This is a genomic window from Paraburkholderia sp. J41 (assembly GCF_905220235.1).
Classification (GTDB): domain Bacteria; phylum Pseudomonadota; class Gammaproteobacteria; order Burkholderiales; family Burkholderiaceae; genus Paraburkholderia.
Genome location: NZ_CAJMZE010000009.1, coordinates 63,827 through 78,916, shown reverse-complemented (window position 1 = coordinate 78,916; position 15,090 = coordinate 63,827). Strand labels below are relative to the sequence as shown.

Genomic DNA, 15,090 nt, shown 5'->3' with positions numbered 1-15,090 from the left:
GTTTCGTACGCTAAAAAATCAGAGGAGTCGCAGAGGAGCATGAAGCTTTACAGCTATTTCCGCAGTTCGGCGTCGTATCGCGTGCGCATTGCGCTGAACCTGAAGCAACTGCCATACGACTACGTGCCGGTGCATCTCGTGCGCGACGGCGGCGAGCACTTGAAGTCCGAATACCGCGCGGTGAATCCGGAGGCGATCGTGCCGACGCTCGTCGACGACGAGAACCACACGATTCACCAGTCGCTCGCGATCATCGAATATCTGGAGGAAACCCAGCCGGAACCGCCGCTGCTGCCGAAAACGGCCGCCGACCGTGCCTACGTGCGCTCGCTGGCGTTGCAGATCGCGTGCGAGATTCATCCGGTCAACAACCTGCGCGTGCTCAAGTATCTGAAGCGCACCGTGGGCGTGGACGACGAGGTGAAGGACGCGTGGTATCGGCACTGGATCGAGACGGGTTTCGAAACGCTCGAACAGCGTCTTGCGAACGACCCGCGCACGGGCAAACTTTCGTTCGGCGATACGCCCACGATCGCGGACTTGTGCCTCGTTCCGCAGGTGTTCAACGCCAATCGCTTCAAGATCGACACCACGCGCTACGCCACGATCCAGCGCATCAACGACTACGCGCTGACGCTCGATGCCTTCGCGCGCGCCGAACCGGGCGCGCAACCCGACGCGGAGTGAGCGTCCGCGTTTCCCGAGCGTGAAAAAAAGCGCCGTTCGCAAGAACGGCGCTTTTTGTGTCGATAAATGCCGGCGAACTACGCCGATCAGGCGCCTAACCGCCAAGCAGCGCGTCGGCGAATTCCTCGGCCACGAACGGCTGAAGATCCTCGACCTTCTCGCCCACGCCGATGAAGTACACCGGAATCGGGCGCTGGCGCGCGATGGCCGCGAGAATTCCGCCCTTCGCCGTGCCGTCGAGCTTGGTGACGATCAGGCCGGTCAGGCCGAGTGCGTCGTCGAACGCCTTCACCTGCGTGAGGGCGTTCTGACCGGTGTTGGCGTCGATCACGAGCAGCACTTCGTGGGGGGCGCCTTCGAATGCCTTGCCGATCACGCGCTTGACCTTCTTCAACTCGTCCATCAAATGCAATTGCGTGGGCAGGCGGCCGGCCGTGTCGGCCATCACCACGTCGATACCGCGCGCGCGCGCGGCGCTCACGGCGTCGAAGATCACGGCGGCCGGGTCGCCGCTTTCCTGCTGCACGACAGTGACGTTGTTGCGCTCGCCCCAGATCGCCAGTTGCTCGCGCGCGGCGGCGCGGAAGGTGTCGCCGGCGGCCAGCAGCACGCTCTGGTCGAAGCTTTGCAGATGCTTCGCGAGCTTGCCGATGCTGGTGGTTTTGCCGGCGCCGTTCACGCCCGCGATCATCATCACGAGCGGTTGCGCGCGGCCTAGCAGCAGCGATTTTTCAAGCGGCTTGAGCAGGTCCACCAGCAGGCCGCGCAGCGCGGTTTTGACCTGCTGCGCCTCAGTCAGCCGGTCGGCGCGCACTTTCTGGCGCAGCGTTTCGAGCAGATATTCGGTGGCGTCCACGCCCGCGTCGGACATCAGCAGGGCGGTTTCCAGTTCTTCGTAAAGATCGTCGTCGATCTTCGCGTTGACGAAAATGCTCTGGATGTTCGAGCTGGTCTTCGACAGACCGCTTTTCAGGCGCGTGAGCCACGACTGCTTGGCCGCGGCCTCGACAGGCGGCGGCGGAACAATCTCGGCGATTGCGGGCATTTCCGCGACGCGCGGCGCGGGCGCAGGCGCGGGCATGCTGGCGGCGGGCTCCCGCGGCGCGGGCGCTGCGAGGTTTTTCGCGGAATCGGCGGCCTCGCCGGAATCGGCGAAATCAGCAAGATCGGCGGAATCGGCGGGTTCGGCGAAATCAGCAAGATCGGCGGGTTCGGCGGGCGAGGGCGCGGCTTCGGCCTGCGCGGGCTCGGCGTCGTCCTTGGCGCCGCGGAATCGTTTGAAGAAACTGAACATGATCGGTGTGGGTCTGGCGCGTGCGGGTCGGACCGGTGAACGGTCGGCGACGCGCTGGATGGCGCGTTCCAAGGCGGTAACGCGCGGAAAACAGCGCATTTTATCAGGCGCCCCCGGAAGCGTCGCCGCGGCGCCCGGGCGTTGGCCGGCACGGCTTTCGCGCTTCGGTCCGGACGGCGCCCGTGTCGCGGCCGGAGCGCTCTCGCGCGGGCGTCCCGGCGGCGCCCGCGCATCGGTCGAAATCCCGTCTGCGTCATCCGTCTGCGTCATGTTTCGTCATTGGCCGCGCGGCGCTTGGGGGTTTCTCCGCGCGGCGCCGCTGTAACCGTGTGGTAACGTGCGCGGACTGGAGGGCGCGACGTCGCTTGCCGTGTCTCACGGCCATGGCGCGCCGCGCGCTCCGCCCGCAATCCATCGTCCAAACGCATGACCCGTTCTTCATCTCCGCGAGGGCAAGGCGCTCGCTCCACTCAATCCGCCGCGCGCACGCACGGTGGCGGCGCGCACACGATCCGCATCATCGGCGGCGACTGGAAGCGCACGCCATTGCCCGTGCTCGATCTCGACGGCCTGCGCCCCACGCCCGACCGCGTGCGCGAAACGCTTTTTAACTGGCTCGGCCAGCGGCTCGACGGTCTGCGTTGCCTCGACCTGTTCGCGGGCAGCGGCGCGCTCGGTTTCGAGGCGGCGTCGCGTGGCGCGGCGCGCGTGGTGATGGTGGAGCGCAGCGCGCGCGCCGCCGCGCAGTTGCGCGCGAACCAGACGCGCCTGGGCGCGCGCACGATTGAAATCGCCGAAGCCGACGCGCTGCGGCTTGCCGCCAATCTCGCGCCGGCGTCGTTCGACGTGGTGTTTCTCGATCCGCCGTTCGGCGACACGGCGCTGCTCGACCGCGCGCTGGCGCTGGCCGCGCCGCTCGTCGCGCCCGACGGCTGGCTCTACGTCGAGTCCGGCGCACGCCTCGACCCGGCCGCGCAGCCCGCGCTGGCGGGCTGGCACGTCGCGCGCGAGGGCAAGGCAGGCGCGGTTTTCTACCATTTGCTGCGGTGCGAAAATGAGGAATAATGCGCGTTCGATAAGAAGCGGCGGAGGGCCTCGCCTTCACGCCGGCACGTGCGTATGCGACGTTACGGCGTCCAGGCGCGCCCCATTTCTGTTGAGAGGAGAAGCCTCATGGTAGTCGCCGTGTACCCCGGTACGTTCGATCCGCTCACGCGCGGTCACGAAGATCTCGTGCGGCGCGCGTCGAGCATTTTCGACACGCTGGTGGTCGGCGTTGCCGACAGCCGCAACAAGAAGCCGTTCTTCTCGCTCGAGGAGCGGCTCGAGATCGCGCATGAGGTTCTCGGCCACTATCCGAACGTCCAGGTCATGAGCTTCAAGGGCTTGCTCAAGGACTTCGTGCGCAGCAACAACGCGCGCGTGATCGTGCGCGGCCTGCGCGCCGTGTCCGACTTCGAATACGAGTTTCAGATGGCGGGCATGAACCGCTATTTGCTGCCGGACGTCGAAACCATGTTCATGACGCCATCGGACCAATATCAGTTTATTTCGGGCACGATCGTGCGCGAAATCGCCCAATTGGGCGGCGATGTCAGCAAGTTCGTCTTTCCTTCGGTGGAAAAGCGTTTGCAGGACAAGGTGACGTCGATGGGCGGCGCGAGCGCTTCGGGCGGCCAGAGCGGCAAGCCCTGAAAGCGCGGCCAAACCAGCGTAAACTATCGGGTTCAAGCAACGTGTAAGCTGGCCGCGCGCCGGCGGGAAGTGAGAACAGCATGGCCCTGATGATTACCGACGAGTGCATCAATTGCGACGTCTGCGAGCCCGAGTGCCCGAACGACGCGATTTCGATGGGCCCGGAAATCTATGTGATCGACCCGGGCAAATGCACCGAATGCGTCGGCCATTTCGACGAGCCGCAATGCATTCAGGTGTGCCCGGTGGAATGTATCCCGAAGAATCCCGAGCATCCGGAGTCGCCCGAGCAGTTGATGCAGAAGTACCACGCGCTGGTTGCGGCGAAACGCGAGCGCTGACGCCGCCGGTCCGCAACCGCGATAAAAAACGCGCCTCCAGGGGCGCGTTTTTTTATGGCCGGCGGCTGCGCGAAGCGGTGAGCGGCTTCAACCCACGATGCCCTTGAGCGCTTGCACGAGCGTTTCGCATTCGGCGTCCGTGCCGACCGAGATGCGCAAATGCTGGTTCACGCGCGGTGCGTTGAAATGGCGCACGAAGATTTCCTGCTCGCGCAGCTTCGCGGCAATCGCCGCCGCGTCGTGCGCCGGCTGCGTCGCGAACACGAAGTTGGCGGCCGAAGGCACAACCTCGAAACCGAGCGCCGCGAGCGCGGCCGTGAGCCGCTCGCGGCTCGCCATCACGCGCGCGCGCGTCGTCGCGAGCCAGTCGGCGTCTTCGTAGGCGGCCGTCGCGGCCGCTTGCGCCAGACGGTCGAGCGGATACGAGTTGAAGCTGTCCTTCACGCGGTTGAGCGCGTCGATCAGATCGGCGTGACCGAACGCGAAGCCCACGCGCATGCCCGCGAGCGAGCGCGACTTCGAGGTGGTGTGTACGACGAGCAGGTTCGGATGGCGGTCGATCAGCGCAATCGCCGATTCGGCGCCGAAATCGACATACGCTTCGTCGACGATCACGACCGAGTCGGGGTTGCCCGCGACGAGCCGCTCTATTTCGGCGAGCGGCAGCGCGTGGCCCGTCGGCGCATTCGGATTCGGGAAAATCACGCCGCCGTTCGGGTTGTGCTGCGCGAGGTAGTCGTCCACGCGAATCGCGAACCGCGCATCGAGCGGCAGCGTGCGGTATTCGACGTCGTAAAGGCGCGCGTAGGTCGGATAGAAGCTGTACGTGATGTCGGGAAAGAGAATGGGCTTTTCGTGCTTGAGGAGCGCCTGGAACGCGTGCGCGAGCACCTCGTCCGAGCCGTTGCCGACGAACACCTGTTCCGCGCGAAGGCCGTGATGCGCGGCCACGGCGTCGCGCAGACGCCTCGCGAGCGGATCGGGATAGCGGCGCAGCGACTCGCCGTGCTCGCCGAGTTCCGCGCGAATCGCTTCCAGCACGCGCGGCGAGGGCGGGTACGGATTCTCGTTGGTGTTGAGCTTGACCGGCTTCGCGAGCGCGGGCTGTTCGCCCGGCACATACGGCACGAGGCGGTGGACGATGTCACTCCAGAAACGACTCAAGACGCTCTCCTCAAACTGGCCAGTCCAGCCTGGCTGGCGATGGCTTAACCGTTGCGGTGCAATTGCATCACGGCGCGCTCGGTTTCGCCTTTCACGAACGTGGGCATGACGGCGAGCGCGCGCTCGATCGACTGATCGATCACGTCCTGCTCCTCGCGGCGCGGCGGCTTGAGCACGAAGTTCGCAACGTCGGGTTTCGCGCCCGCGCGCGCGCCTTCGGGAATCAGATCGCGCGGATGGCCGATGCCGATGCGCAGACGCCAGTATTGCTGCGTCGAAAGGTGCGCGGAAATGTCCTTCAAGCCGTTGTGGCCGCCGCTGCCGCCGCCGAGCTTGAACTTGACGCTGCCGGGCGGCAGATCGAGTTCGTCGTGCGCGACAAGAATCTCGTCGGGAAGAATCTTGAAGAATGCGGCAACCGCGACGACCGACTGGCCCGAGCGGTTCATGTACGTCTGCGGTTCGAGCAGATGTACTTCCTCGCCATAGAGGCGAGCCTTCGCATAATGGCCGTGAAAGCGGCGCTCGTCGCGCAGCGTCGCGCCGGCTTCGCGCGCGAGTTGGTCCACGAGCCAAAAGCCCGCGTTGTGGCGCGTTGCCGTGTATTCGGCGCCCGGATTCCCGAGCCCGACGATCAACCTGATCATGGTGATGTTCTACCTGCGGATAAACGCTGAACGAATCCGCAAGTGTACGGAAGAGTGGAAAAACATGCGAAAAAAAACCCGCCGGGGCGAACCGCGGCGGGTCTTTTGGTCCGTTTCAGGAAAACGGATCGCGAAGATCGGCTTCGTGGCGCACCGAGGCGCCACGCAACGCCGCTGCGATTTACTCCGCAGCCGGCTTTTCTTCTTCGCCTTCGGCAGCCGACACGGCCGCAGCCGGCACGGTAGCCGAAACGATCACCGGGTTTTCCTGCTCGACGTGCTGAACCAGCGTCACGCCGTTCGGCAGCTTGATGTCGCTTGCGTGCAGCGAGTGACCCGCTTCGATCGCTGCGAGGTCGACTTCGAGGAATTCCGGCAGCGCGCCCGGCAGGCACACCACTTCGATTTCGTTGACGACGTGCGAGATGATCGCGCCGCCCAGCTTCACAGCCGGGTTGGTTTCCTGGTTCATGAAGTGCAGCGGCACCTTCGTGTGGATCTTCTTGTTCGGGTCCACGCGCTGGAAGTCCACGTGCAGCACGAGCTGACGGAACGGATGGTATTGCACGTCGCGCAGCAGCACTTGCTGCGACTTGCCCGCTACTTCGAGTTCGAGGATCGAAGCGTGGAACGTTTCCTTCTTCAGGGCGTGCCACAGGGCGTTGTGATCGAGTTCGATCAGTTGCGGCTCAGCGCCAACACCGTACACGATGCCGGGCGTCTTGCCAGCATTGCGCAGGCGGCGGCTCGCACCCGTACCTTGCAGATTGCGCTCAAAAGCGACGACTTTCATAGGATTCTCCAATACACTGCCCGCGACCAGGCAGTAAAACGGGGCCCGTGCCAACAAGCCGGACCCCCAGGCGATGCAGCGCGAACCATCGTCCGTTCGCGCCGATTACGTGCAAAAGCGCGGCATCCTTGCGAATGCCGCGCTTCGCGCGTCAATTCTTTTTAGCTCTCGGCGAACAGCGACATCACCGAGTCGCCGCGGCGAATACGCGAGAACGTTTCGGCCAGCAGACCGGCGCTCGTGAGCGCGCGGATCTTGGCGCACGAACGCGCTTCGTCGCCCAGCGGAATCGTGTCGGTCACGACCAGTTCGTCGAGCGCCGATGCGGCAATCCGCTCGCCCGCGCCACCCGAGAGAACCGGGTGCGTGGCGTAAGCGAACACCTTCTTCGCGCCGCGTTCCTTCAGCACTTGCGCCGCCTTGCAGAGCGTGCCGGCGGTGTCGACCATGTCGTCCATGATCACGCAGGTGCGGCCTTCGACTTCACCGATGATGTTCATCACTTCAGCGACGTTCGCCTTCGGGCGGCGCTTGTCGATGATCGCGAGATCGCAATTCAGTTGCTTGGCGAGCGCGCGCGCGCGCACCACGCCGCCGACGTCCGGCGAAACGACCAGCAGGTTCTCGTAGTTCTGCTTGCGCAGATCGCCGAGCAGCACGGGCGTTGCATAGATGTTATCGACGGGAATGTCGAAGAAGCCTTGAATCTGGTCGGCGTGCAGATCCATCGTGATGATCCGCTCGACGCCGGCGATTTCCAGCATGTTCGCCACGACCTTCGCCGAAATGGCCACGCGCGCCGAGCGCGGGCGGCGGTCCTGACGGGCATAGCCGAAGTAGGGAATGGCGGCGGTGATCCGGCCGGCGGATGCGCGCTTGAGCGCATCGACCATGATCATCAGTTCCATCAGGTTGTCGTTGGTCGGCGCGCAGGTCGACTGGAGGACGAACACGTCCTTGCCACGCACGTTTTCCTGGATCTCGACCTGGATTTCACCGTCGGAGAAGCGGCTAACCATAGCCTTGCCGAGGGGAATACCGAGGATCTTGACGACTTCCTGTGCAAGCGCGGGATTGGCGTTGCCAGTAAAAACCATCAGGCCGTCATGGCTGCTCATCATGCACCTGCTGCGGACTTGGGGGGGCGAGAGGAACTACTATTGGCGAACTGCCTGGAATTTTTGGCAGGGGAGGAAGGACTCGAACCCTCGCATGCCGGAATCAAAATCCGGTGCCTTGACCAACTTGGCGACTCCCCTACACAACTTTTAGCCTGACTGACCGGCTAGGTCCGATCAATCCGGCAAAACTATGCCGCGAAAGCGAAGAGTGGATGCGTGTCCAGACCCGATGTTACCGCGCTTCGCCAGTCAGGTTGTTCCGCAAGCAAACGGGCTTGAACCGCCTCTGCTTCGGACCGACTGGTGAACGCCGCGAAAACACTGGCGCCCGACCCGGTCATCCGCGCCGGTGTGATGCTGCTTGAGACACGCTCAAACCATCGAAGCACCTGCGCTACTTCCGCGTATTTTCCTGCGACAACCGCTTGCATGTCGTTTTGACCAAAACTGTCTGGCCAACCCTTTTGCGAAGCTTGCTGTGCAAGAAAGACTGCTATTGTGCAGGCCTTTGTGTCCCTTGTCAACGATTTTTCCGAAAAAATCGCAGCGGTAGGAACCTGAACCCGCGGCGTCACCACCAAAAAATGACGCGGGGGCAATTGTACCGCCTCCAAAGCTTCTCCAACACCCTCCGCAAACGCATTTTTGCCGAACACGAAGAAGGGCACGTCGGCGCCCAGCTTGAGCGCGAGCGCCTGCAATTCCGCGCGCGGCAGGTTCAGTTTCCAGAGACGGTTGAGCGCGAGCAGCGTGGTGGCCGCGTCGGAGCTGCCGCCGCCGAGACCCGCGCCCATCGGCAGACGTTTTTCGATGTCGATCTCGACGCCTTCGGCCGTGCCCGTGTGCGTCTTGAGCAGCATGGCCGCGCGCACCGTGAGATCGTGCTCGGCCGGCACGCCTTCCACTTCGGTCGCGCGCGTGACGCGGCCGTCGGCGCGGCGCGTGAAATGCAGCGTGTCGCCCCAGTCGAGCAACTGGAATACGGTTTGCAGATCGTGATAGCCGTCGGGGCGACGGCCTGTGATGTGCAGGAAGAGATTGAGTTTCGCGGGCGCGAGACAGCCGCGCAGCGAGTCCTGGGTTTCGGTCATGATGCTTGATGCGGGCAGGCGCGCGCCGGCCTCCGGTGAAATGTGGCCTTAACCGTTACTGGTCGAGCACGAGCTTGATCGTGAGCGGCGGATCTTCGCGCGAGAGATTGACGCGCTTCACGCCCGTTGCGGGCGCATCGGCATACGCCACGTAGTCGATCGTCCAGCCGTCCTGGTCGATGCGCGAAAGACGATTCGGGTCTTGCGGATCGGGCGTCGTGCGCGCGCGCGAGGTGGGCGCGACCGACGGTTGCAGCCAGTAGCGCAGCCCTTCGACCGGCAGCGCGAAGCCGAGCGACTGCTGCATCAGCGTGCTCACGTTGTCGGCGGTGAGCGGCTGGCGATTGGGCAGTTCGAGCGTGGCCTGCGAGGGCGACGAAGTCACGATCGCGAGCGTTTGCCCAAGCGGGTTGAGCAGTTGCAGCGTGACGGTCGCGCCGTTCTCGCGCCAGTCGAAATTGCCGTACGCGTTGCGCTGCTGACCGTTCTGGTCGTTGTACGTCACCGCGAAGCGGCCGTGCCACGCGCGATTGGTTTGCGTCGTGAGCGAGGTGGTCGCGTTTGCCGTGGACGGTTGATGCGGCGGCTGCGTCACGCAGCCGCTGAGGCAACCGGCGAGCAGCGCGGCGGCGGCGGCGCCGAGCGTCGCGCGGCGCGCCGCCATGAGAGCGTTGGGGAGCAGTTCGGCCATCAGAGGTCGTTGATCTGGAAGCGCTGGAGCGTTTTCACGAGCGTGTCGTTGTCGGGTTCGAGCTTGCGCGCCTCGCGCCACGCTTCGCGCGCGCCGCTCTGGTCGCCGTTCTTCCACAGCACTTCGCCCAGATGCGCGCCGATTTCGGCGTTCGGCTGCATGCTGTAAGCCTTGCGCAGCAGCTTGATCGCGTCGGTGTTGTCGCCCATGCGGTATTTCACCCAGCCCACGCTGTCCATGATGAACGCGTCGTCGGGCGCGAGCGCCGAGGCTTTCTCGACGAGCGTGTCGGCTTCCTGGAGGCGCTGGTTGCGGTCGGCGAGCGAATAGCCGAGCGCGTTGTACGCTTGCGGGTTGTCGGGCTGCGTCTTGATGAGCTTGCGAAGCTGGGCTTCCATGACGTCGTAATGACCGTTCTTTTCGGCGGCCATCGCGTAGTCGTAGGTGAGATCGGGGTCGTCCGGGAAGTCGGCGGTGGCTTTCGCGAGACGCCCTTCGGCGTCGGTGAAGCGCTTCGCGTCGAACAGGATAGCCGCGTCCGTGCGCGCGATCAGCGCCTGGTCGCGCGGGTCGTTGGTCTGGATGGCCGCGAGCTGGCGGCGCGCGTCGTCGGTTTTGCCTTCCTTGTCCAGAATCTGCGCGCGAGTGATCTGCGCGGGCACGTATTGCTGGCTGTTGGGCTGGATCTTGTCGAGCCACTTTTGCGCGGCCGCGTCGTCTTTCTGCTCGACGGCAAGCTGCGCCAGGTAGATGTAAGCCTGGCCGGGGTCGGCGGTCGGGCTCTTTTCCGCGACCTGCGCGTACTGCGTCAGATACTTTTGCGCGGCGTCGAACTTCTTTTCCTGCACGTTGATGAGCGCAAGCGCCATCAGCGGCATGAGATCGTTCGCGTTGTCCTTGTGCAGAATCTCGAACTGCTTCTGCGCGTCGTCGAGGCGGTTCGCCGCGAGATAGGTTTGCGCGAGCGCGAGCCGGCCGTCGCGCGACTTCGGGTTCTGCTGCACGTACTTTTCGATCGACGCAATGCCTTCGTTGCGCTCCTCCGTGCCCATTTGCGCAAGCATGAGCGCGGCGGGCAGATAGTCGGGCTTGAGCGCGAGCGCCTGCTCGAACGACTTGCGCGCGCCCGGCACGTCGTCGGCGAGCAGTTGCTGGCGGCCGATGGCGAGCTGCGCTTCGGGACGATTCATGTCGTCCTTGAGCATCGTCTTGAGCACGTTCAGGCCGCCCACGCGGTTCGGGCCGCGCGAGAGCAGCAGTTGCAGCGAAAGAATGGCCTGGCCGCGGCTGTCGGCCGGCACGCGCGCCAGTTCGCGCGAGAGCAGCGGCTGCGCGTCGTCGGGCTTGCCGGCGAGCACGAGCAGCGAGGCGTCGAGCTGCGCGGCGCGCTCCGAGTCGGGCGCGTACTGCTGCCAGAGCTGCACGGCCGTGAGCGCGTCGGTCGGGCTTTGCGCCGCGAGCGCGATTTCGGTCGCGCGCTGCGCCATGCGCGGGTCGTGCGTGTCGCGCGCGAGCGCGAGGTAGGTCTGGAATGCGGGCGCGGGCTGGCCGCGCTGGAGCGCGATCTCGGCGGCGAGCACCTGAAAGACGATCTGGCTCGAGAGCGCCACGCCGGGCAGATCCTTCTTCTCGTCCGGCGACGCAGGGCCGAAAGCGTCCGGGATGGTCACGGAGGTGTCGTCCGTGTCGGGGGACGGATCTTGCGCGTAGGCGCCCGGCGCGGTGAACGCCCAGGCCGCCAGAACGGCCGTGCCGATCAGACGGCGCGCGAAGGCGGCGGGCAGGCGCGGCGCGGCAAGACGCGTTGCGAACAGCTTCACGAAAGACAGTTCCATGGAATTCCGTCGAATGTTTCGGTCGATTGTAACGCGCTGGCTACAATACGCGCACAACGCGCACATGCTGATTATGCAAGTTGCAGACCATCTCCTTACATCACCGCGTCAGGCCGTAAGCCATGCCAGAGTTGCCAGAAGTCGAGGTTACCCGAAGGGGGATCGAACCGTGGGTCGCCGGCCGCCGCGTCGAGCGCGTGGAGGTGCGCAACCCCGCATTGCGCTGGCCGGTGCCGGCCTTGCTCGCGCGTACGCTGCGCGGCCGCACGATTCGTTCCGTGGGGCGGCGCGGCAAGTATCTTCTGTTCGAGGTGGAGGAGGGCTGGTTCATCGTTCACCTCGGCATGACGGGGACGCTGCGCGTGCTGCGCAATCTGCCGAAGCCGCCCGCCGCCGAAAAGCACGATCACGTCGACTGGCTGTTCGACGATTTCACGCTGCGTTACCGCGATCCGCGCCGCTTCGGCGCCGTGCTCTGGCATCCGCGCGAGGCCGGCGACGTGCTCGGCCATCCGCTGCTGGCGAGCCTCGGCATCGAGCCCTTCACTCCCGCGTTCGACGGCGCGCTGCTGTTTCGCGAGACGCGCGGGCGCAAGGTGTCGGTGAAACAGGCGCTGCTCGCGGGCGACATCGTGGTGGGCGTCGGCAATATCTACGCGTCGGAAAGCCTCTTTCGCGCGGGCATCCGGCCCACCACGCCGGCGGGCCGCGTCTCGCTCGCCCGTTACGAACTGCTTGCGGACGCCGTGCGCGCCGTGCTCGCCTCGGCCATCGAAAAGGGCGGCAGCACGCTGCGCGATTTCGTCGGCAGCAACGGCGAAAGCGGCTATTTCCAGCTCGAATATTTCGTCTATGACCGCGCGGGCCAACCGTGCCGCGTGTGCGGCACGCCGATCAAGCAGATCGTGCAGGGCCAGCGCTCCACTTATTTCTGTCCGCGCTGCCAGCGCTGACTCGCTTCGCTTTCATGTACAAAACGTCTTCCCCCGCTTCGACGATCCCGGCCGGCACCTATCCCTCCGGCCTGCTTGCGAGCTTCGCGCCGCGCCTGATCGAATGGCAGCGCGAACACGGCCGCCACGATCTGCCGTGGCAGAACACGCGCGACCCGTATCGCATCTGGCTTTCGGAAATCATGTTGCAACAGACGCAGGTCTCGACCGTGATTCCGTACTACGCGCGTTTTCTCGAACGCTTTCCCACGGTGCAGGCGCTTGCCGGCGCGCCCGCCGACGACGTGATGGCGCTCTGGGCCGGCCTTGGCTACTACACGCGCGCGCGCAATCTGCATCGCTGCGCGCAGGTGGTCGCGAGCGAGCACGGCGGCCGGTTTCCGTCGACGGGAGAGGCGCTGGCCGAGTTGCCCGGCATCGGCCGCTCGACGGGCGCGGCGATCGCCTCGTTCGCGTTCGGTGCGCGCGAAACCATCCTCGACGGCAACGTGAAGCGCGTGCTTGCGCGCGTGTTCGGCGTGGAAGGCTTTCCCGGCGAAAAGCGCGTGGAGAACGCGATGTGGGCGCTCGCCGAATCCATCGTGCCGGGTCCGGCCGCGAGCGACGCCGAGGTGAGCGCGTATACGCAAGGGCTGATGGATCTGGGCGCGACGCTGTGCGGGCGCGGCAAGCCCGATTGCGCGCGCTGCCCGTTCGCGGCCGACTGCGTGGCGAACCTCACCGGACGTCAGCGCGAGCTGCCCGCCGCGCGCCCGAAAAAGACCGTGCCGCAGCGGCACACCTGGATGCTCGTGCTGATGGACGGCGATTCGGTCATGCTCGAAAAGCGGCCGCCTTCGGGCATCTGGGGCGGACTCTGGAGCTTGCCCGAAGCCGCCGACGAAGCCGCGCTCGCCGGGCGCGCGCAAGCGTACGGCGCGAGCGAGGCCGCCGCGAAAGGCGTGCCGCTGATGCCGCTCACGCATACGTTCACGCACTTCAAGCTCGACATCGAGCCGCGTCTCGTCGAACTCATGCGCGAGGGCGCGGCGCTCGAGGCGAACGACGGCGAAGTTGCCTGGGTGCCGCTCGCCGCGATCGACGCGTACGGCGTGCCCGCACCCGTGCGCAAGCTGCTTGACGGTTTGCGCGGGCCGCTGATCTGAGACTTGCCGCCTAAAGCAGTTGATGCTGCTGCATGTAGTGATGCACGACGTCGATGCGCGCGCCGGCGTCGTCGAGTTCCATGAGTTTCTGGCGCGCGCGCAGCGCGATCGGCAGCACTTCGGCGAGACGGTTGGAGACCCACGAGGGATCGTCGAACCGGAACGGTTCCGCGAACGGCAGGCTCGACGCGTCGCGCTCGCGGATCGTCGCAATGATGCGTTCGAGCACTTCGGCGCAGGCGCCGAAACGCGCGAGCCGCTCGCTGCCTTCGAGCGGAATGTCGGCGGGCAGCACTTCGGCCATGCCCACCAGCAGACCGTTGCTGGCCACGCGATGCGAGAGCAGGCGAAAGCGCTGGGTGCCGTGCGCGCGAATGTGCAGCATGCCGACGGTTTCCACGTCGCATTGCTCGATGGTGGCGAGACAGCCGACGGTTTCGGGCACGGCGGGCTCGTCCGGCTGCGCGACTTCGGCGCCGCTCTTGAGCAGGCACACGCCGAACGGCGTGCGCTCGCGCAGGCACTCGCTCGCCATGTCCAGGTAACGCGCTTCGAAGATCTTGAGCGGCAGCAGGCCGCCGGGAAAGAGCACCGTATGCAACGGAAACAGCGGCAAATCGGCGAGCACGGGGGGTGACGAAGACATGGCGCAACGCTTCGGTTAAGGGCCGCGCGATACGGCCGGTTAGGCGATCAGGCGGGCCGCTTCTCCGACGTCGAGAGGCGCATCGCGGTGGCGCACGATCACGTTGGACTCGCCCGCGAAGCGCGCGGCGAGCGTCTGGGCGATGTACACCGAACGGTGCTGGCCACCCGTGCAACCGATGGCCACCGTCAGGTAGCTGCGGTTGTCAGCACGGAAATGCGGCAGCCATTTCGCGACGAACGCGTAGACATCGTCGATCATTTCGTGGACGGCCGGTTGCGCGCCGAGAAAGTCGATCACGGGCTGGTCGAGCCCGGTGAGCGGACGCAGACGGGCGTCGTAATGCGGATTGGGCAGCGTGCGCACGTCGAACACGAGGTCCGCGTCGAGCGGCACGCCGCGCTTGAAACCGAACGACTCGAATGTGAGCATGAGCGAGCCGCGCTCGCGCTCGACGAACACCTTCACCCACGCGCGCAGCGCGTTCGCGCTCAGATTGCTGGTGTCGACCTGATGGCCGAATTCGGCGAGATTCGACACGAGTTCGCGCTCGTGTTCGATGGCCTCTTCGAGCGACTTGAGCATCCCGACGTTCGCATCGTGCGCGGCCGAACCCGAAAGCGGATGGCGGCGGCGCGTTTCCGAAAAGCGCTGGATCAGCGATTGCGTGCTGGCGTTGAGAAACAGCACGCGCACGTCGTGTTCGCGCGAAAGATCGAGAATCATTTGCGGCATGTCGTCGAACGAGGCGCTCGAACGCGCGTCGATCGCCACGGCGAGGCGTTGATAACCGTCGTCGGAAAGATATTGCGCGAGTTGCGGCAGAAAACGCGGCGGCAGATTGTCGACGCAGAAGTAGCCGACGTCTTCGAGCGCGTTGAGCGCCACTGACTTGCCGGAACCCGAGATGCCGGTGATCAGGATGATACGCATGGGGATTGGGATGACTCCGATTGGGTCATCATAGCATCCGATCCGCGCGCCGGT

Annotated in this window: 16 protein-coding genes and 1 tRNA gene; 6 read left to right on the top strand and 11 right to left on the bottom strand. The window is 65.3% G+C overall.

Features of this window, described 5'->3' with window-relative positions; genetic code table 11:
• Positions 1 to 39 precede the first annotated feature (39 nt).
• Positions 40 to 687 carry a maleylacetoacetate isomerase gene (gene maiA / locus U5805_RS11695; protein WP_322103637.1) on the top strand — a complete coding sequence of 216 codons (648 nt, stop codon included), beginning with the start codon at positions 40 to 42 and terminating at the stop codon, positions 685 to 687.
• A 94-nt stretch (positions 688 to 781) separates the two neighbouring features.
• On the opposite strand, the gene ftsY is transcribed toward maiA, so the two are convergent.
• Positions 782 to 1,981, bottom strand: coding sequence for a signal recognition particle-docking protein FtsY (gene ftsY, locus U5805_RS11690; protein ID WP_322103636.1), 1,200 nt, complete (start codon positions 1,979 to 1,981; stop codon positions 782 to 784).
• A 426-nt stretch (positions 1,982 to 2,407) separates the two neighbouring features.
• On the opposite strand from ftsY, the gene rsmD reads away from it, so the two are divergent.
• From rsmD to U5805_RS11675, 3 genes are all read left to right on the top strand, one after another.
• Entirely contained in the window at positions 2,408 to 3,046 is a 639-nt protein-coding gene (gene rsmD / locus U5805_RS11685) for a 16S rRNA (guanine(966)-N(2))-methyltransferase RsmD (protein WP_322103635.1), read from the top strand.
• Between the two features lie 108 nt (positions 3,047 to 3,154).
• Positions 3,155 to 3,676, top strand: coding sequence for a pantetheine-phosphate adenylyltransferase (gene coaD / locus U5805_RS11680; protein ID WP_322103634.1), 522 nt, complete (start codon positions 3,155 to 3,157; stop codon positions 3,674 to 3,676).
• Between the two features lie 80 nt (positions 3,677 to 3,756).
• Entirely contained in the window at positions 3,757 to 4,017 is a 261-nt protein-coding gene (locus tag U5805_RS11675) for a YfhL family 4Fe-4S dicluster ferredoxin (RefSeq protein WP_322103633.1), read from the top strand.
• Between the two features lie 87 nt (positions 4,018 to 4,104).
• Here U5805_RS11675 and hisC read toward each other — a convergent pair whose 3' ends face one another.
• From hisC to U5805_RS11635, 8 genes are all read right to left on the bottom strand, one after another.
• A complete protein-coding gene (gene hisC, locus U5805_RS11670) occupies positions 4,105 to 5,181 on the bottom strand; it encodes a histidinol-phosphate transaminase (protein ID WP_322103632.1) in 1,077 nt (358 codons plus the stop codon).
• 44 nt (positions 5,182 to 5,225) lie between these two features.
• On the bottom strand, positions 5,226 to 5,828 hold the full coding sequence (gene pth, locus U5805_RS11665) for an aminoacyl-tRNA hydrolase (protein ID WP_322103631.1): 603 nt from the start codon (positions 5,826 to 5,828) through the stop codon (positions 5,226 to 5,228).
• A gap of 181 nt (positions 5,829 to 6,009) precedes the next feature.
• Positions 6,010 to 6,621 carry a 50S ribosomal protein L25/general stress protein Ctc gene (locus tag U5805_RS11660; protein WP_322103630.1) on the bottom strand — a complete coding sequence of 204 codons (612 nt, stop codon included), beginning with the start codon at positions 6,619 to 6,621 and terminating at the stop codon, positions 6,010 to 6,012.
• 161 nt (positions 6,622 to 6,782) lie between these two features.
• Positions 6,783 to 7,739 (bottom strand): ribose-phosphate pyrophosphokinase, encoded by a 957-nt coding sequence (locus U5805_RS11655; protein WP_322103776.1) that lies wholly within the window; start codon positions 7,737 to 7,739, stop codon positions 6,783 to 6,785.
• A 64-nt stretch (positions 7,740 to 7,803) separates the two neighbouring features.
• A tRNA-Gln gene (locus tag U5805_RS11650) sits at positions 7,804 to 7,880 on the bottom strand.
• Between the two features lie 50 nt (positions 7,881 to 7,930).
• Positions 7,931 to 8,833, bottom strand: coding sequence for a 4-(cytidine 5'-diphospho)-2-C-methyl-D-erythritol kinase (ispE, locus tag U5805_RS11645; protein ID WP_322103629.1), 903 nt, complete (start codon positions 8,831 to 8,833; stop codon positions 7,931 to 7,933).
• Between the two features lie 55 nt (positions 8,834 to 8,888).
• Entirely contained in the window at positions 8,889 to 9,524 is a 636-nt protein-coding gene (gene lolB, locus U5805_RS11640; RefSeq protein ID WP_322103628.1) for a lipoprotein insertase outer membrane protein LolB, read from the bottom strand.
• Positions 9,524 to 11,359, bottom strand: a complete 1,836-nt coding sequence (locus U5805_RS11635; RefSeq protein ID WP_322103627.1) for a tetratricopeptide repeat protein — start codon at positions 11,357 to 11,359, stop codon at positions 9,524 to 9,526. The genes lolB and U5805_RS11635 overlap by 1 nt, the downstream gene beginning before the upstream one ends.
• Positions 11,360 to 11,481: 122 nt before the next feature.
• On the opposite strand from U5805_RS11635, the gene mutM reads away from it, so the two are divergent.
• A complete protein-coding gene (mutM, locus tag U5805_RS11630) occupies positions 11,482 to 12,312 on the top strand; it encodes a bifunctional DNA-formamidopyrimidine glycosylase/DNA-(apurinic or apyrimidinic site) lyase (protein WP_322103626.1) in 831 nt (276 codons plus the stop codon).
• 14 nt (positions 12,313 to 12,326) lie between these two features.
• Positions 12,327 to 13,457: an A/G-specific adenine glycosylase gene (gene mutY / locus U5805_RS11625; protein WP_322103625.1), complete on the top strand. Its 1,131-nt coding sequence runs from the start codon at positions 12,327 to 12,329 to the stop codon at positions 13,455 to 13,457.
• A 10-nt stretch (positions 13,458 to 13,467) separates the two neighbouring features.
• On the opposite strand, the gene U5805_RS11620 is transcribed toward mutY, so the two are convergent.
• Positions 13,468 to 14,103 (bottom strand): LON peptidase substrate-binding domain-containing protein, encoded by a 636-nt coding sequence (locus U5805_RS11620; RefSeq protein ID WP_322103624.1) that lies wholly within the window; start codon positions 14,101 to 14,103, stop codon positions 13,468 to 13,470.
• 39 nt (positions 14,104 to 14,142) lie between these two features.
• Complete coding sequence (rapZ, locus tag U5805_RS11615) at positions 14,143 to 15,036, bottom strand: RNase adapter RapZ (protein WP_322103623.1); 894 nt, start codon at positions 15,034 to 15,036, stop codon at positions 14,143 to 14,145.
• Between the last annotated feature and the right edge of the window lie 54 nt (positions 15,037 to 15,090).